The sequence below is a fragment of the Salmonella sp. NW1250 genome, assembly GCF_051812965.1.
Lineage (GTDB): Bacteria > Pseudomonadota > Gammaproteobacteria > Enterobacterales > Enterobacteriaceae > Salmonella > Salmonella enterica.
Map to the genome: position 1 here is coordinate 99,669 of NZ_JAMNDD010000015.1, position 16,748 is coordinate 116,416.

The following is a 16,748-nucleotide window of genomic DNA, read 5'->3' on the forward strand; positions in this document are numbered from 1 at the left end:
TTAATTGACTTCAATTCGCCCACCGGATAAACGGTTTACGCCTTCCGCATCGCTGAGTATGTACTCGCCTTTAATCACTATTTTTCCGTTAGGGTAAAGGGTGATCTGCGACTTGCCACAGCTCAGAGTGATTTTCTGCTGTGCTGTGAGGACAAGTTCTTCCGGGACAACTGTTCTTTTTTCGTTCTGAGCATCTTTTTCACAGCTTGCCGTTTCTTTTACTAATATCTGTTGCATCCCTGTTCCCTCATCTGTTTTTGGATGGCATATTAAAAATCTGGTACTGACTTGCTGCGGGCAGGGAAGAGAGTTCTGAAAACATGCCAGAGCGCATGAGCGCCAGGGGACGTAAATTCAGATAGCCATTTGCAATAACAGCCTTCAGACCTTCTGGTGTTGCAGGCAGCCCGCATAAATACGATGTTTCAGCATCAAACCGCCCTTGATTAGCCTGCCACCAGCGATTAAATGCCGTTCTGTCCGGCCAGCTAACCCCTTGTTCAGGATCGACTTCCGGGATATCTGCTGAATCAGTAGTAGGGGGCAGAGGTATTTCATCCTCTTTTTTCATCTGCCACCCATCCCGTTCAGGCAGTGAACCCGTTATAGCCACGGTGGATAACATGCTTAAACGCGCATACCGTTGTTCATCAAAAAAGGCGGCAAGAGAAGGAATGTATTCTGCAAGACCTGACCACCCCATTGCCTGTATCAGTAAGCGGGTATCTTCTTTTCCTTCAGACAGTGTATTGATGAGTGCGCGCGGCTCACAGAGCGCGCACGCTAAAAGGTAACGAACAGCCTGTGTGCGAATATCCGTTTTTTTACTGCTTGCCAGCAGCAAAAGTTGTTCCCGGACGATTTCAATATATTCATCGGATAACGGGCGCAGGCAAAGGATCGCGCGGCACCCTTGCAGAATGAGTGCCTCCTGGCCTGAAGATAATACCTGCTTTATTGCTGGTACAAACAATGGGGAGTTATTTTTACGAAGAAACCAGAGCAGAAAATCGACACACTGCCCATTTTCAAGCAGTGAGATAATTTCCTGCTGGGTAAATATTGGGGGAGTGGTTATCCCTTCCCTCATTACAGAGGCAAAAGCCCGACAGGCCGGGTGGGACATTATCAATGGCCATAATGCTGATGCTTCGGACATCCAACTGGTCACGGCCAGTAGTGATGGTAAAAGACGAGGCATTCCCTGTACCAGCCCGAGGCATCCGGACAACAGAAATTCATCATCTGTATTTGCCGCAAAGGCAGCGACAGAAAATAACTCCCCCGGAGACAGTCGCTCCTGTAGTTGTCCCCGAAGATACTCTGACGTTTCCTCTTCCAGCAGCAACATACCGTCCAGATATGTCTGTATTCGCCTGTCAAACTGTAACAGACTGCTAAAATCATGGTGATATGACGACAGTAATACATTACGAAGACGATAATCCTGCGCCAGCATATCGGCGTATTGTTCTGCAAGCAGAGGTCGTACCGTTCGGGTTAACATGATTTTACCTCTCTGGCATCAGTTGAAATGAACGGTACTGGCAACGCCCTTAATACTGTCGTCCGCCTTGAACTGGATTTTTACACCATTCAGCATGATGGTGCCGTCTTTGTTCATTTTCAGAACACATTCCCCGACTTTGATGGTCAGGCTGTCAGTGACCGTCAGGGTGTAATCTTTCCCGACCGTAATATTCTGAGATTTCTCTACTTTTTCCGTGTCGTCGCCGACTACCTTACTGTCCTGGTTATTACCCACATCTTTTTTGCGATCATTGGTCACGTTCAGTGTCTGGTCATTGCCGACGCTTACGCTCTGGTCATGAGCCACCGTCACGGCCTGGTCATGCCCTCCGGCATTCTCCTTACCCACGGTGACCGTTTGTCCCAGACCTACGGTGATTTTCTGGTTGTTACCGATGGTTTCCGTGTGGTCCATTTTCACATCAGTGGTGCGGTTGTTCAGCACTTCCGTATCCATGTTCTTCTGCGCATGGATATAGACCTGTTCCTGGCCCGTCGCATCCTCAAAGCGCAGCTCGTTAAATCCACCGCCTTTGTAGGTTTTCGAGCGGATAGTCATCTGCGTTTTGGTGCCCGGCAGACTGCCCGGCGAACGATTGTCCTGGTGGTAGGTGCGTCCCATGATGATGGGCTGGTCCGGGTCGCCGTTGAGGAAGTCGACTATCACTTCCTGGCCCACGCGCGGGATGGCGAGGTTGCCAAACCCGGCCCCGGCCCATGCCTGCGACACCCGTATCCAGCAGGAGCTGTCTTCGTTTCCCGGACAATAGCGGTCCCAGTGAAAACGTACCCGCACACGACCATGCTCATCGCAGAAGATTTCCTCGCCCGCCGGGCCGGTAACAATGGCGCTCTGCGGGCCGTCAACGGAAGGTTTGGGCAGGGGGGAGGAGCGCCATGTCCGGTCAGCCGGGATGACGTCCAGGCGGTTACTGAGCGTGGTGCCTTCACCCCGGTGGCCATGCTGCGCCTGTGGCTGCTCACCTTTCAGCACACTGCCGGTTACCTGCCACTCCCGGTTGAGTGTGAGGGAAGGGTGGCCGGTGAGGGTGAACCGTTTTCCGGGCCACAGTTTCGGGGAGTTGCTCGCGCAGGCAGCGGTTTCTGCATCATGCCGGAAGCCTTCAGCCAGGTAGCGGGCAAAGTCCTGACCGTGCTGCTCGTCCTTGAAACGTCCCGGATAATCGAAGATTTCATACTGGGTTCGCTGACCGTTCAGGTTTGTGGCATGGTGGCTGAAGTAACCGGGCCATCCGGGTGTTTTGAAGGTGTAATCCTGATTTTCCACCGAGGAAGGGCGTACCTGTGCCCGGTAGTGGAACTCACTGATGCATTCCGTGGACACTTCGCGGGTATTCGGGTTAAAGGGCAGGGAGCCGAGGGGGGAAACCCCGGCGACGTCATCGCAGAGCACCAGTTTCTGGTCGGGGCCGGTCGGGTGGAACCAGTCAAAGAAGAAAATGCCTTCTTCGGCCCACAGGCGGGTCAGGAAGGCGAGGTCAGTTTCGCCGTACTGTACACAGAACTCCCGCGCCGGGTGGGCTTCATAAAAGGAAGGTACCCAGTCGGTGACGCCGTTTTCGGTGAGCAGGGTGGTGGAAATGGCCCGGATATCCTGCTGCTGAAAGATGCGGAAGTTCTGACGCAGGCCACAGCGCCAGAGCGGAGGAGAAATAGTCAGGCTGTAGTTCATCTGCCAGTGGTTGTTTTCCCCGGTTTCCATTCCGGTGATGATGCCGTGGAGATAGCGCAGTGGGGTGTTACCCTGCCAGAGGGTCAGCGTGGCGTTTTTCTCGAGGAAACTGACGGCGGTGAGGCCGGACCGGTCGCTGGCAATATCGACAGTGAGCAAAAAGGGCGTGGAGAGATGCTGGTAAAGGGTGAAGCGGACGACAGCGGTTGCCGTCTGCGTTAATCCGTCGACATCCAGCGTAAAACGCAGGCCATTTTGTGACATAACCTTATCCTTGTGTATCAACCGATACTGACGGTACCGCTGCCGATAACCACGCCGCCGCAGTCAATGGCGTCACCGGTTCTGGCGGCAGGCAGGCCGTCAATAAATACCGTGGCGGAACCGCCCGCGATTTTACGCGGATGGGGCGGGTGTTCCGGTTTGGAATGCGGTGTCAGCGGGTCGCCCATACGGGCGGCGGGTAGTCCATCGACAGAAACCGTTGGAGAACCCGCAGTAATGACGGTTTCGTGATAATCATCGTGCTGGGTGCCTTTGTCATTAAGTCGGGCTGCTGTAGGCATGAGGAACCTTCATAATATTTAGTCAGCGTAAGTATGAGATGATTCTACTTAATGACGCGCTCAACATGTCCATTCATATATTTAAATTTTGAACCATCCTCAAATACGATGATTGCATTTGCTTTTCCCCATGAGACCCAATCGATAACTGAATTTCCTGAGTTCGGGATGAAACCATTGGAAATAATGGGTTTATCGCCTGAAAAGTCGAGAACTACACTGATACTGCAAAAACCCTGGTATTCTATTTTATCAAGGCAACGCTCGTTTAAAGTATATGTAATAACTGTCTTAGTGGTAAAGTATTTGTTATTCTTAAAAAAGCCCATATCATCATCTATGAAGGACATGTAATCAGTTTTTGCCTTGTATATATTCACTCCATTAAGGGTAAGGTAAGAGTAATCATCACCAGACTTGGATCTCGTTATTTGGTCGAGAATCCCAAGTTTAGTATGATAACAAAACGACGAATCGGTATTGCAATCAGCCATACTTACAGTTGGGGTAATTAGTAAGGCGAAGAAGATATTGAAACTCTTACTCATTGTATTTGCTCATTAATTTTTCAATTATTTGTGTTAAGTCAATATCTTTAGGGTTATCTGAGATGATTTGCTCATGGCAGAGATATTTAACTATCTTAATGTTGTCATCTATATAATCTATTAACCACTTTCTGTGTGCTTTCATATACCCTCCATTTTTTTTTGCTTTTGAAATGGCTGATTCATCGCCTACTTGTGCTATTAATAATTCTTTTGCTTTACCTTCAGTGATGTTATTCTTAATAAAATGTATTGCATCACTCAGACCAAGATGATGTGTTAAATATATAAGTTTGGCTTTTTCAGCATCATTAAGTCCGTCGATATTATATCCTGCCATTTTCAGAGATGCTAAATTTGCGACGCCATAATCAACTGCGGCCATAATGGCATATTCCGGTTTAAATCGCAGATTTAACCATTGCTGTATCTCTGCCGTTGCGTGAACCGGGTACGGCGTTATTCCTGTGATATATCTGCCATTTGTTAATTCCTTGAGATTTTTCCATTTATCTGTAGAAACCTGAAATTTTTTTTCATATACAATCTCATCTTTTTTGTTTTTTACCACCACACCATTTTTATTGAGTAACGGCCTGTCTGCTACCAGTCCTTGTTCAGATGCCTTTTCATAAAGATATGTCCCTTCCTTTAACGTCTCCGTCATCCATGTCCCATTTAAAAATTGTGTCATACCCGCCGCTGAGCTTTTATATATCGTGTTTTGTTTTGTCGATTTTTTGAATCCTTACACACTGAAGTCGGTTTCCAGACTCCACCACGATATTTAGCCGCTTCAGAATGAATAACTGCTGCTATGCTCTGGGGGATAATGCCACTCCGCTCAGATGCGCGAATAATCTCATTCCAGTAAATAACATTCTTACCTGGCACAATGAATCCTTCGCTGTACGTTTCTGTCTACGGAACACCATAATCTTGCCCTGCCACTATACTAAATCTGCGTCACGACCAAAAATCATAATTATTGCTGAATATTATGGACATTCAGATGTGTTAGAAACTAATTCTATCGAATCAACACCATCATTTGTCGGAAAAAATAGTGTATTTTTATCATTTTTAGAGAAATGGAATCCTCCATATGCTACAGAACTATCCATACCAAACCATAAATAGGGTTTGAATGCGACATTTCCGCATTTATCATAAATGACAAAAAAATAGTTTTCACCACGAAGGAATTTATATAACGAAAAAAGATTGTAAACTTCTGTCTTATATACAACAATTTTGAATGAATTGTCAGTGTTTGAATTTTCAAATATTTTATTATAACTGCCGTAGAAAACTGATGTGGGGAATATTAAAAAAACAATAATTAATAAAATGAGGATTATTTTTGCGTAGATTCCGGGTTTCGTAGAAATCATAAGAGGATCACTTTGTCTGATTCTTCAACCTTAGTCCAAAATACATCAGAAAAAATAATGTAATCTCCACCAGCATCATGTTTTTCCTGCCAAAGCCTGAAGTCGCTATTAAAAACAGGGACGAAGCCAGAGTAACTGCGAACCAGTTCTCCAAAAAGACCTGAAAAATATGATGACATATATATTGCTGATTCTTTTTTATCTAGTATTTTGTCGTTACTCCAAATGCCTAATGGTTCAGATGTATTATTTTCATCAACAAAATCATATGTATCTTTTAAGTAAAACCCTAAAGAGTCAGTGATAAATACATCATTTCCATTAATTTTAGTCGTGCTGCCTCGTACGCAAACTTTTAAAACGCTATTTCCCATTGCGCCATACCAGGCATTTATAGTATCAGTTTTGCTTCCTATTTTCTTAAAATTCACCTGTGCCGTCGCATCTAAATAAGTAACATCTTCGGAATAACCTAGAAAAACACAAGATTTAGTAAAATCACCAACATCTTGCAGTCGCTCTATCAGTTGTTTTTTACCTTTCGGGCTACACCATGTTTTTTTTAGCGTATTGATTCCATTCTTAACTTGTTCAAATTGTATAGCCCATGACATTTTAACTATGTCAATATTTATCTTAGATGGAGGCAGGTTACGGGGATCTCCATTAACTGCTCGATCTTTGCTATTCAAATCAAATGCGTAGGCAGGTTGTATACCAAACCAGTGTCGCATCAACTTTGCTGCTGTGGACCATTGCATCTTATCCATCGCATCAGGGATCATATCAATATGGAAGAATTCATGTTCAACTTTCTTTTCCTGAGATTCTTTTTCTGTCGATGTTGTGGTCGTCGCTATAGTCACTATCTTATCCCCGCTTTGGTCTGATATATATAATCTAAGTTAACAGATTCCTCTTTATCAGTCTGTAGTACTTGGGTTAGTGCTGTATCTGTTGTCCCTTTTATGACTCTGGTTGCTGAGCTGACCTGCCAGGCAAAGTTCATATTTTCATTGCCCGTTATGGAGTCAATTATCCTGAAATAAGCGCCGAAAGCGTTATTTGGTAGGTCGGGTAAAATAGACTGAATAGCATCACCCGGACTTCCCCCGCTGTTGAGGTTTATCTTCGGCCCCATAATGTCCACGCCACCCGGATGGATAACCACAAACGAACCGCCCACTTTCAGGCTTATCCGGCTGCTGCTCTCCAGGACAATATCGTCTTCCACTTTTATCCCCAGCGCGCCCGACACCTTCCGCGCAAGGTCGCCTTTCACTTCCAGACTGTGGCTGCCTTTCACCAGGCTGATATGGTCTCCGGTGGTGGTGTGCTCCTGTTTCCCTTCCACCGTCACCTTACGGTCATTCGCCACGTACAGCCCGTCATCATGGCTGATGCTCACCATCCGGTCGTTCTTCACTTTCAGCGTCTGGTCGTTGCGTACCGTGATGCTCCGGTCATGTGCCACCGTGATGGACTGGTCGTGTCCTCCGGCATTCTCCTTACCCACGGTGACCGTCTGCCCCAGCCCCACGGTGATTTTCTGGTTGTTACCGATGGTTTCCGTGTGGTCCACTTTCACATCAGTGGTGCGGTTGTTCAGCACTTCGGTATCCATGTTCTTCTGCGCATGGATATAAACCTGCTCCTGGCCCGTCGCATCCTCGAAGCGCAGCTCGTTAAAACCACCGCCTTTGTAGGTTTTCGAGCGGATGGTCATCTGCGTTTTGGTGCCCGGCAGACTGCCCGGCGAACGGTTATCCTGGTGGTAGGTGCGTCCCATGATAATGGGCTGGTCCGGGTCACCATTGAGAAAGTCGACTATCACTTCCTGGCCGACGCGCGGAATGGCGAGGTTGCCAAACCCGGCGCCGGCCCATGCCTGCGACACCCGTATCCAGCAGGAGCTGTCTTCATTTCCCGGACAATAGCGGTCCCAGTGAAAACGTACCCGCACACGACCATGCTCATCGCAGAAAATTTCCTCGCCCGCCGGGCCGGTGACAATGGCGCTCTGCGGGCCGTCAACGGAAGGTTTGGGCAGGGGGGAGGAGCGCCATGTCCGGTCAGCCGGGATGACGTCCAGGCGGTTACTGAGCGTGGTGCCTTCACCCCGGTGGCCATGCTGCGCCTGTGGCTGCTCACCTTTCAGCACACTGCCGGTTACCTGCCACTCCCGGTTGAGTGTGAGGGAAGGGTGGCCGGTGAGGGTGAACCGTTTTCCGGGCCACAGTTTCGGGGAGTTGCTCGCGCAGGCAGCGGTTTCTGCATCATGCCGGAAGCCTTCAGCCAGGTAGCGGGCAAAGTCCTGACCGTGCTGCTCGTCCTTGAAACGTCCCGGATAATCGAAGATTTCATACTGGGTTCGCTGACCGTTCAGGTTTGTGGCATGGTGGCTGAAGTAACCGGGCCATCCGGGTGTTTTGAAGGTGTAATCCTGATTTTCCACCGAGGAAGGGCGTACCTGTGCCCGGTAGTGGAACTCACTGATGCATTCCGTGGACACTTCGCGGGTATTCGGGTTAAAGGGCAGGGAGCCGAGGGGGGAAACCCCGGCGACGTCATCGCAGAGCACCAGTTTCTGGTCGGGGCCGGTCGGGTGGAACCAGTCAAAGAAGAAAATGCCTTCTTCGGCCCACAGGCGGGTCAGGAAGGCGAGGTCAGTTTCGCCGTACTGTACACAGAACTCCCGCGCCGGGTGGGCTTCATAAAAGGAAGGTACCCAGTCGGTGACGCCGTTTTCGGTGAGCAGGGTGGTGGAAATGGCCCGGATATCCTGCTGCTGAAAGATGCGGAAGTTCTGACGCAGGCCACAGCGCCAGAGCGGAGGAGAAATAGTCAGGCTGTAGTTCATCTGCCAGTGGTTGTTTTCCCCGGTTTCCATTCCGGTGATGATGCCGTGGAGATAGCGCAGTGGGGTGTTACCCTGCCAGAGGGTCAGCGTGGCGTTTTTCTCGAGGAAACTGACGGCGGTGAGGCCGGACCGGTCGCTGGCAATATCGACAGTGAGCAAAAAGGGCGTGGAGAGATGCTGGTAAAGGGTGAAGCGGACGACAGCGGTTGCCGCCGGCGTTAATCCGTCCACATCCAGCGTAAAACGCAGGCCGTTTTGTGACATAACCTTATCCTGGATTCATTGGCGAAAAAGGAACCACGGCCCGTTCGTGGCAGTGGGGAGGGCAGGCGTTTCAGACACGCTACCGCCGAAGTTTCCGGCATCCGCCATCTCCCATATATGAAACGTAACAGACGTAACTCATTGCTGGCACGGGTTTTTTGTCTCCGTTCCCGGACAAAAACAGCATCCCGCCATTAAGGCGGGATGCTGTGGATTTCCTCTTATGCTTCCAGCGGCGCACGCCAGTCGTCAGCACCGGAAGTGCCAGCTGAGACGTGTTCCCACTCGATTTTGCGATAAGCCAGGGAGACTTTAACCAGTTGCGTGAACTCACGTTTGGCGTCGTCCTGGCAGTGCGGCATATGGCAGTCGATATCGACAATGGTGGAGTCGGTCAGACGAGTAGTGAAGAAGTGCTCCTGCTTGCCTTCGACAGAGGTGCGATACCAGTGCAGTTCGGTGGTTGGCAGCATTTCACCGGAAGCCAGTGCGTTGTACAGCAGCGGAACCGCTTTGTTCAGCGCCACGGTGAAGATAAACGGTTTGTGAGAACGCTGACCACTGGGCTGGCCGGATTGCGGATCGGTCGGGACGGTGACGTTGTGGCTGAATTCTTGCACCAGCATTTCATCTTCATGCCCCTGCACGTAAATGTTACCGACGGATTCAGCGGTAAACGCACGATCGGTGATCAGTCCCTGGGTTTGTCCTTTAATTGAGATGTAACATGGAGTTGGCATCTTTGTAGCTCCTTTTGTGGATTTATAAACACTTTGTTGCTATTCTCCCGGATCACCAAATAGTAATGAACCGGAGGGTTATCCATATTCATAGCGGGTTAATCCATCACTTGTTGCTGACGCTTTTATTATTTATTTTGGCATTATCGCATCAAGAATAAATATTATTTATCCCAATTAAATAAACCCACGTTTGTTTTATCATTGCTGACTTTGTGATTTATCAATAAAAATCTATTGATTTATTTTCCTTGTGAATAATTAATTTTATCTGATTGCTTTTTTCATGGCTTATTCATCGTGTTACGTTTTTATTGTTGCGCAATGTATCATGCGATATTTATGGGTGTCCTGTGGGTCAGGACAGTTTCTGTGCAAGTTATCACAAATGAATATATCTCTTTTCTTTTTTTTTAAAAGTAGTTTTAAAATTTATCTTCTGGGGTATCATACGCTTTAATGTTAATTCTGCATCATATTTTTTATACCGCAAAAACGTGTTTTGAGTATTTCCTTAATAAAGTGGGAAGGTCTTTTGTGGCTCCAGTATAATATGTGAAACATAATCTGATGGAATATTTTATGAGTAATAATAAAGACGGAAGTATAGCTCCCAAGGAGCGCATTAATATTCGCTACGTTCCGAAAATGGACGGCCGGACGGCTGAAGTTGAACTCCCGCTGAGCCTGCTGGTCACCGGGGATTTACTGGGAAGGCCGGATGACACCCCACTGGATGAGCGTCAGCCTGTTGCGGTTGACCGAAACACCTTAAACGCAGTACTCGCCCAGTCTGGTATTGAACGGAACGTTTCCGTGCCGTCGGTGCTTAGTGAAAAGGCTGACGCGCGTATGGATATCAGCCTGAAAGTCAATTCGATGGCGGACCTGTCACCGGATAACATCGCCAGCCAGGTGCCTGAGCTGAAAAAAATGCTGGAGCTGCGTGAGGCGCTGGTTGCCCTCAAAGGGCCGATGGGTAATATCCCGGCATTTCGCGCTCAGCTGCAGGCACTTCTGGATAACGAGGAAACCCGCGAACAGCTGATTCAGGAACTGGGTCTGGCCAGCCAGAAATAACTTTGCACAAGGATTTCACTATGTCTTTACAGGAAGAAGTTGCTCCCGTTAGTGCTGCGCCAGAAGCAGGAACGTCATTACTGGACAATATTATGGCGCAGAGCCGTTTTCAGCCTGAGTCTGAAAGCTATGGTATTGCCCGCCAGGGCGTGACCGCATTTATCTCGGCCCTGCTGCAGAATGAAGCGGAGTCAATCGACATTCTGGCGGTTAACGCCATGATTGCGGATATTGACGATCGTATAAGTCGTCAGATGGATTTGATCCTTCACGACCCGGTGATTCAGGAGCTTGAATCGCTCCTGCGCTCCCTGAAACTGCTGGTTGAGCGTACTGATCCGCGCGAAAACATTAAAATTTATCTGCTGCATGCCACCAAAGATGAGTTGCTGGATAACTTTGAGTTCGCCCCGGAAATCACCCAGTCTGGTTTCTATAAGCACGTTTACTCCAGCGGCTACGGCCAGTTTGGTGGTGAGCCGGTTGCAGCCGTTATTGGTAATTACGCGTTTAAAAATAATGCGGCAGATTTGAAATTACTGAAATACGTCAGTGCGGTCAGCGCAATGGCGCATGCGCCATTCCTGTCATCCGTTGCGCCGGAGTTTCTCGGTCTGGATTCCTGGACTGAGCTGCCGGGCATCAAAGATGTTAGCGCTATTTTTGAGGGGCCGGCCTATACCAAATGGCGTGCATTGCGCGAATCTGAAGATTCCCGCTATCTCGGCCTTACCTCACCACGTTTCCTGCTACGTCAGCCGTATGCGCCGGGCGACAATCCGGTGAAAAGCTTTTACTACCGGGAAAATGTCAGCCGCAGTCACGATGACTACCTCTGGGGTAACACTGCATTCCTGCTGGCGGCGAATATGGCGGAGAGCTTCAGGCAATACCGCTGGTGCCCGAACATTATCGGCCCGCAGAACGGTGGGGCGGTTAAAGACTTGCCGGTCCATCTGTATGAAGCGATGGGGCAGTTGCAGGCCAAAATTCCGACCGAAGTGCTGATCACTGACCGCCGCGAGTTTGAACTTGCAGAAGAGGGCTTCATTACTCTGACCATGCGTAAGGGCAGTGATAACGCAGCCTTCTTCTCGGCAAACTCGGTACAGAAGCCCAAGGTGTTTCCCAACACGCCGGAAGGCAAGGAGGCGGAGACCAATTACAAGCTGGGCACCCAGTTACCTTACCTCTTCATCATCAGCCGTCTGGCGCACTATATCAAAGTTCTGCAACGTGAACAGATTGGGTCATGGAAAGAGCGTGGCGATCTGGAGCGCGAACTGAACACCTGGATCCGCCAGTATGTAGCCGATCAGGAAAATCCGCCAGCTGAAGTGCGCAGCCGTAAGCCGCTACGTCAGGCCAGAATTGAAGTGCTGGATGTGGAAGGTGAGCCGGGCTGGTATCAGGTGTCGCTCTCCGTGCGTCCGCATTTTAAATATATGGGGGCCAGCTTTGAGCTGTCTCTCGTTGGCCGTCTGGACAGGGATTAACAACCATGACGGAACGGGATACCGGAATGCAGGGCAGTTTGTTTGAGCGGGTGGGGAATGCGGCCGGGCCGTCACACCGCTTATCGTCGCCAGGGCAGTTGTTACAGTCCATCAGACGCAACCTGGAAAACGTTCTGAATACCCGTTCCGGCAGTTGTTATGGTTCGCCAGAGCTGGGCATTCCCGATCTGAATGATGATGCGCTGGTCTCGAGTGATTTTCGTCAGGAAATTGGCCAGGGGATCCGTGACTGCATTCTGCGTTACGAACCCCGGCTTGTTGATGTGACGGTGGGCGCCGATATGCCGGATACTGCTGCCCCGCAGGAATTACGTTTTCATATCGTCGCGCAGGTGAGCTTTCACGATGCCAGAAAACTGCTGGAGTTTGAGATCCTGCTGGACAACCGTCAGCGCTACCGGGTGGAGTAAAACGAATGGCTTTTGAAGAACGTTACTACCAGGAAGAGCTGGATTACGTGCGTCAGCTCGGGAAACTGCTGGCGAAGGATAAACCGTATCTGGCTCGTTTCCTGGCCGAAAAGGAAGGCGATCCGGATGTGGAGCGTCTGCTGGAAGCTTTCGCTTTTCTGTCAGGGGGGCTGCGGCAAAAACTGGAAGATGAGTTTCCGGAGTTTACGCACGGCATCATCCGCATGTTGTGGCCCAACTATCTGCGCCCGGTCCCGTCCATGACGGTCATTAAATACAAACCTGAAGATAATATAAAAGCGCCGGTACAGGTTTTACGTGAGGAGCAGGTCAGCTCAGGCGTGGTCCGGGTGTCCACATCGGGGCGAAAAATCCTGAGTAACGATGACATTTTATCCTCCTCTGCCTGCCGTTTTACGCTGGCCCGCGACACGTGGCTGCAGCCTTTGCAGATCCAGGATGTACGTAATGTCAGTAGCCTTGAAGAAGGCATCATTGATATTGCGTTTGTGACTAAAAACGGTGTCTCCTCCGACGCGCTGGATTTAAACAAAATCAGCTTCTGGCTGGGTAACGACGATGATTACACCCGCTACCAGCTTTATTTGTGGTTCAGCGAACGTCTGATGGATGCTGAACTGATTGTGGGCGATCGTCGCATTGCGTTACCGGATTTATGGCTGGATGCTGCCGGGTTTGAGCGTGAGGATGCTCTGCTGCCGTGGCCTAAAAATGTTCATAACGGCTATCGTGTACTTCAGGAGTATTTCTGTTACCAGGAAAGCTTTTTTTTCTTTCATCTGCGTGATGCCATATCGCTGCCGGATGATTTTCACGGCGGTGCGTTTACGCTGCGTCTGCGTTTCAATCAGCCATTACCGGTGAATGTAAAATTACGCCAGAATTCCCTGCATCTCTTCTGTATTCCGGCAGTCAATCTGTTCCTGCATCAGGCGGAGCCTGTCAGCCCAGATGGTCGTTCCCCCCAGTATCCGTTACGGGCCAGCCATCAGCATCCGGATGCTTACGATATTTTTCAGGTGCAGTCTGTCGCCAGTAAAGTTGTTGCCTCCGGTGATGTCCCCGGACAAACAAACGCTGATCCACTGCGCCTCTGGCCCGAGTTCGAGAGCTTTAATCATCAGATTGAGTACAGCCGTCAGCGTGAAGTGGTTTACTGGCATCACCGGACAAAAACCTCGCTATTCCATCGTGGCCTTGAACACGACATTGCCTTTGTTCATGCCGATGGCAATCTGCCTGATCCTTCGCGGCTGAGTGGTGAAGCGCTCAGCGTGGCGCTGGTTTGTACCAACCGGATGTTGCCTGCGGAACTGCATACAGGCGATATCTGTGTCGCCGTGGGGAAAAACCCGGCCGTAGCCAGCTTCAGCAACGTCACGCGTCCGACGCGGCCATTGTATCCGGTCACGGACGGCGATATGCACTGGTCGCTGATTTCCAGTATGAACCTGAATTATCTCTCCCTGCTGGACCGTGATGCGCTGGTGCAGATCCTGCGGACTTTCGATTTGCCCGGCATCCATCATCCACAACAGGCCCGTTTGTCGAGACAAAAGCTGGACGCCATTGAGAAGATGGAAACTCGGCCCATTGACTGGCTGTTTAAAGGCGTACCTGTCAGAGGGCTGTCCACCACGCTGTGGATCAACCCTGAGCCGTTTGTCTGTGAGGGGGAGATTTACCTGTTGGGAAACGTGCTTACGCACTTTTTCGCACTCTATGCCAGCATCAATTCATTTCACCATCTGAAAATTGTTAACACGGAAAGCCGGGAGACATGGGTATGGCAGAACAACGGCCAGCACGCTCTGATGTAGATTTCCCGGCGGATGTGCGGGATATCAGTTTTTATGTCCTGCTGGAATCGCTCTATCGCCGCTATGGTGAACCGGGGAGCGAACCGTCTCTGCGTACTGAGCCGGAAGATGAGGTGATACTGTTTAAATCTGATGCCAGCATCGCTTTTCCGGGGAGCGATCTGACGTCGCTCACGCGTAGAGATAACGGGCAGTTCACACTGATCTCAACATTTCTCGGTTTTTCCGGCAGCCAGTCGCCGCTTCCGGGTTATTACCTTGATCGGATGGCGCGGGAATCTGCGCAGAATGAAGAAGGGCTGAAAGATTTTCTTGATGTGTTCAGCCACCGCTGGACGCAGTTTGTCTACCACGCCTGGCGTAAGTACCGCTACTACATCTGTTTTCGCAATGGCGGGACGGATGTGTTTTCGCAGCGTATGTATTCCCTTGTCGGGCTGGGCAACCGCGGCGCACGCGACAGGCTCGCCATCAACCACAGCAAAATGCTGGCCTATGCCGGAATACTGGCGACGCCGGGGCGTTCGCCGGATGTGGTATGCAATCTGGTTTCCCACTGCTTTGATTTGCCGGATGTCACGATTGAGAGCTGGCAACTGCGCAAAGTGGTGATCGCGCCATCAGAGCAGAACCGGGTGGGGATACGTAATCCGAAGATACGCACTGATGGATATGTCGCCGGACGTTCTGTGCTGGGTGTCAATTTTACACTTGGCGCGCGGGTGCCGGATCGCAGCGGTAAATTCCTGCTGCGGATTAACGGCCTGGATATGGCGCGTTACCTGTCGTTTTTACCTGATGGGGATGATCATCAGGCGCTGAAAATGTTTATTTCGTTTCTGTTGCGTGACCAGCTTGCCTGGGATCTGCAATTGGGTCTGGCACCGGAGCAGGCCAGAAGGATGCGGCTGGGGGATAAATCCTGTTCCCGTCTGGGACGGACCTGTTTTATTGGCCAGCCGGTGGCTTCGCCTTCCGTCACCCTCCACATCAGGGATTAATTTTATGGAGCAACAAATGACTGAGGAAAAACCACAGTCCTCCACACTGTCGCTGACGCTTCAGGTAATGAACGGCAATGAACTGGAAAGCGGCCGCGCCGCAAAATGCCTGTTTTCCGGTGACGGCGGCGAGATAGGCCATGCTGAAGGGTGCCACTGGCCGGTACAGGACCGGGCTGGCTCGATTGCCGGGCGTGCCTGCGCCATTGTGCTGCATGACGGCGCTTTCTGCCTGCGCAGCCTGATGCCGGGGCTGATGCTCAACCTGGCGCCGGTGGCCTCCGACGCCGGGCTAGTGCGCCTGCGTCAGGGGGATGAAATCAGTCTGGGCGCGCTGGCATTAAAAGTCTTTCTGCACGAAGGCAAACGTATCAGCTATGACGAGCAGATGGCGACGCCGGAAAGCATTGTGATGCAGCGTGACGGTTTGGTGGAGGCGCTGATTTCCACCGACGGCCAGCCGGAATATCCGGGGCTGCAGCAGCGTCACCAGTTGACGTCCACGGTGGTCAACAGCTTTTCCTCCGACCCTTTACAGGTGTTAGAGAGTGAAAGTCTGACCGCCGCGCCAGCGGCTTACGGGCAGCGGACCGTGCCGTTGTCGGATCTGCAAGCCAACGGTGGACTGGATACCTCTTTTATGGAGCTGCCCCCGGTGTATGCGGACCCGCGTGATGAAGATGAGTTTTCCTCGGCGCAAACGGCGCAGAAACATCTGGCGGTAACGCCGCTGCTGCGCGGGTTGGGCAGTTCGCTCAGCGTGCACAATTCGCAGGACGCCGACGCCTTCCTGGAAGAGAGCGGACGCGCCCTGCAGGCCGCGATTCAGGGACTGCTCGATTTACAGCACAGCCAGAACAGTCTGTCGGACAAACACCTGCGCCCGCTGGAAGATAACCCGCTGCGCCTGAATCTTGACTACGCCACGGCGCTGGAAGTGATGTTCGCCGAAGGCAAAAGTCCGGTGCATCTGGCGGCCCCTGCCGCCATTCGCGAGAGCCTGCGCAATGTCCGCCACCACGAAGAGGCCAACCGGGCGGCAATTGCCGAAGCGCTGCGGGTGATGCTGGAGGCCTTCTCGCCGCAGAGCCTGCTGCGCCGCTTTGTACAGTATCGCCGCAGCCACGAGCTGCGCCGGGAGCTGGACGATGCCGGGGCATGGGAAATGTACCGCCACTATTACGCCGAACTGGCTTCGGACAGACAGCAGGGATTCGCCATGCTGTTTAACGAAGTCTATGCCCAGGTGTATGACAGAGTATTGCGTGAGAAGCAGCGGGAACCGGAAGTATGAGACGCGTTTT

At 50.9% G+C, this 16,748-nt stretch carries 15 protein-coding genes; 6 read left to right on the forward strand and 9 right to left on the reverse strand.

All coding sequences use genetic code 11. The annotated features are described in order from the left end of the window. The 9 genes from NBA72_RS21215 to NBA72_RS21255 all read right to left on the reverse strand — a co-directional run bounded on the left by NBA72_RS21215 (nucleotide 1) and on the right by NBA72_RS21255 (nucleotide 9,595). On the reverse strand, nucleotides 1-237 hold the full coding sequence (locus tag NBA72_RS21215) for a hypothetical protein (RefSeq protein WP_042949779.1): 237 nt from the start codon (nucleotides 235-237) through the stop codon (nucleotides 1-3). A 10-nt stretch (nucleotides 238-247) separates the two neighbouring features. Beyond that, nucleotides 248-1,507, reverse strand: a complete 1,260-nt coding sequence (locus tag NBA72_RS21220; RefSeq protein ID WP_042949778.1) for a hypothetical protein — start codon at nucleotides 1,505-1,507, stop codon at nucleotides 248-250. Nucleotides 1,508-1,525: 18 nt separating this feature from the next. Next, entirely contained in the window at nucleotides 1,526-3,487 is a 1,962-nt protein-coding gene (locus NBA72_RS21225) for a type VI secretion system Vgr family protein (protein WP_272695986.1), read from the reverse strand. A gap of 17 nt (nucleotides 3,488-3,504) precedes the next feature. Further along, nucleotides 3,505-3,789, reverse strand: coding sequence for a type VI secretion system PAAR protein (locus NBA72_RS21230; RefSeq protein WP_042949975.1), 285 nt, complete (start codon nucleotides 3,787-3,789; stop codon nucleotides 3,505-3,507). A gap of 44 nt (nucleotides 3,790-3,833) precedes the next feature. Beyond that, nucleotides 3,834-4,337 (reverse strand): hypothetical protein, encoded by a 504-nt coding sequence (locus NBA72_RS21235; RefSeq protein WP_039591400.1) that lies wholly within the window; start codon nucleotides 4,335-4,337, stop codon nucleotides 3,834-3,836. Continuing rightward, nucleotides 4,330-5,004: a hypothetical protein gene (locus NBA72_RS21240; RefSeq protein ID WP_052324039.1), complete on the reverse strand. Its 675-nt coding sequence runs from the start codon at nucleotides 5,002-5,004 to the stop codon at nucleotides 4,330-4,332. The genes NBA72_RS21235 and NBA72_RS21240 overlap by 8 nt, the downstream gene beginning before the upstream one ends. Nucleotides 5,005-5,727: 723 nt before the next feature. Next, the gene (locus NBA72_RS21245) at nucleotides 5,728-6,597 is read right to left on the reverse strand and encodes a DUF6402 family protein (RefSeq protein ID WP_052324037.1); all 870 of its coding nucleotides are present in this window, start codon (nucleotides 6,595-6,597) and stop codon (nucleotides 5,728-5,730) included. Continuing rightward, nucleotides 6,597-8,855, reverse strand: a complete 2,259-nt coding sequence (locus tag NBA72_RS21250) for a type VI secretion system Vgr family protein (RefSeq protein ID WP_254877798.1) — start codon at nucleotides 8,853-8,855, stop codon at nucleotides 6,597-6,599. Before NBA72_RS21250 ends, NBA72_RS21245 begins: the two co-directional genes overlap by 1 nt. A 221-nt stretch (nucleotides 8,856-9,076) precedes the next feature. After that, nucleotides 9,077-9,595: an Hcp family type VI secretion system effector gene (locus NBA72_RS21255; RefSeq protein ID WP_039591387.1), complete on the reverse strand. Its 519-nt coding sequence runs from the start codon at nucleotides 9,593-9,595 to the stop codon at nucleotides 9,077-9,079. Between the two features lie 582 nt (nucleotides 9,596-10,177). Here NBA72_RS21255 and tssB point away from each other — a divergent pair. The 6 genes from tssB to tagH are packed head-to-tail and all read left to right on the forward strand — an operon-like array spanning nucleotide 10,178 to nucleotide 16,738. Beyond that, complete coding sequence (gene tssB / locus NBA72_RS21260; protein WP_039591385.1) at nucleotides 10,178-10,675, forward strand: type VI secretion system contractile sheath small subunit; 498 nt, start codon at nucleotides 10,178-10,180, stop codon at nucleotides 10,673-10,675. Between the two features lie 20 nt (nucleotides 10,676-10,695). Further along, entirely contained in the window at nucleotides 10,696-12,171 is a 1,476-nt protein-coding gene (gene tssC / locus NBA72_RS21265; RefSeq protein WP_058821730.1) for a type VI secretion system contractile sheath large subunit, read from the forward strand. A 5-nt stretch (nucleotides 12,172-12,176) separates the two neighbouring features. Next, on the forward strand, nucleotides 12,177-12,602 hold the full coding sequence (gene tssE / locus NBA72_RS21270; protein WP_042949006.1) for a type VI secretion system baseplate subunit TssE: 426 nt from the start codon (nucleotides 12,177-12,179) through the stop codon (nucleotides 12,600-12,602). 5 nt (nucleotides 12,603-12,607) lie between these two features. Beyond that, nucleotides 12,608-14,443 (forward strand): type VI secretion system baseplate subunit TssF, encoded by a 1,836-nt coding sequence (tssF, locus tag NBA72_RS21275; protein WP_042949005.1) that lies wholly within the window; start codon nucleotides 12,608-12,610, stop codon nucleotides 14,441-14,443. Continuing rightward, complete coding sequence (tssG, locus tag NBA72_RS21280) at nucleotides 14,410-15,444, forward strand: type VI secretion system baseplate subunit TssG (protein WP_042949009.1); 1,035 nt, start codon at nucleotides 14,410-14,412, stop codon at nucleotides 15,442-15,444. Before tssF ends, tssG begins: the two co-directional genes overlap by 34 nt. Nucleotides 15,445-15,460: 16 nt before the next feature. Next, the gene (gene tagH, locus NBA72_RS21285; protein ID WP_077917561.1) at nucleotides 15,461-16,738 is read left to right on the forward strand and encodes a type VI secretion system-associated FHA domain protein TagH; all 1,278 of its coding nucleotides are present in this window, start codon (nucleotides 15,461-15,463) and stop codon (nucleotides 16,736-16,738) included. Nucleotides 16,739-16,748 lie beyond the last annotated feature (10 nt).

What these genes read in the sequence shown, in the direction of transcription:
- NBA72_RS21235 (WP_039591400.1), bottom strand. Translation starts at nt 4,337, where the DNA reads ATGAGTAAGAGTTTCAATATCTTCTTCGCCTTACTAATTACCCCAACT.
- NBA72_RS21225 (WP_272695986.1), bottom strand. Translation starts at nt 3,487, where the DNA reads ATGTCACAAAATGGCCTGCGTTTTACGCTGGATGTCGACGGATTAACG.
- NBA72_RS21220 (WP_042949778.1), bottom strand. Translation starts at nt 1,507, where the DNA reads ATGTTAACCCGAACGGTACGACCTCTGCTTGCAGAACAATACGCCGAT.
- NBA72_RS21230 (WP_042949975.1), bottom strand. Translation starts at nt 3,789, where the DNA reads ATGCCTACAGCAGCCCGACTTAATGACAAAGGCACCCAGCACGATGAT.
- tssC (WP_058821730.1), top strand. Translation starts at nt 10,696, where the DNA reads ATGTCTTTACAGGAAGAAGTTGCTCCCGTTAGTGCTGCGCCAGAAGCA.
- NBA72_RS21250 (WP_254877798.1), bottom strand. Translation starts at nt 8,855, where the DNA reads ATGTCACAAAACGGCCTGCGTTTTACGCTGGATGTGGACGGATTAACG.
- NBA72_RS21215 (WP_042949779.1), bottom strand. Translation starts at nt 237, where the DNA reads ATGCAACAGATATTAGTAAAAGAAACGGCAAGCTGTGAAAAAGATGCT.
- tagH (WP_077917561.1), top strand. Translation starts at nt 15,461, where the DNA reads ATGACTGAGGAAAAACCACAGTCCTCCACACTGTCGCTGACGCTTCAG.
- tssB (WP_039591385.1), top strand. Translation starts at nt 10,178, where the DNA reads ATGAGTAATAATAAAGACGGAAGTATAGCTCCCAAGGAGCGCATTAAT.
- tssG (WP_042949009.1), top strand. Translation starts at nt 14,410, where the DNA reads ATGGCAGAACAACGGCCAGCACGCTCTGATGTAGATTTCCCGGCGGAT.
- NBA72_RS21255 (WP_039591387.1), bottom strand. Translation starts at nt 9,595, where the DNA reads ATGCCAACTCCATGTTACATCTCAATTAAAGGACAAACCCAGGGACTG.
- tssF (WP_042949005.1), top strand. Translation starts at nt 12,608, where the DNA reads ATGGCTTTTGAAGAACGTTACTACCAGGAAGAGCTGGATTACGTGCGT.
- tssE (WP_042949006.1), top strand. Translation starts at nt 12,177, where the DNA reads ATGACGGAACGGGATACCGGAATGCAGGGCAGTTTGTTTGAGCGGGTG.
- NBA72_RS21240 (WP_052324039.1), bottom strand. Translation starts at nt 5,004, where the DNA reads ATGACGGAGACGTTAAAGGAAGGGACATATCTTTATGAAAAGGCATCT.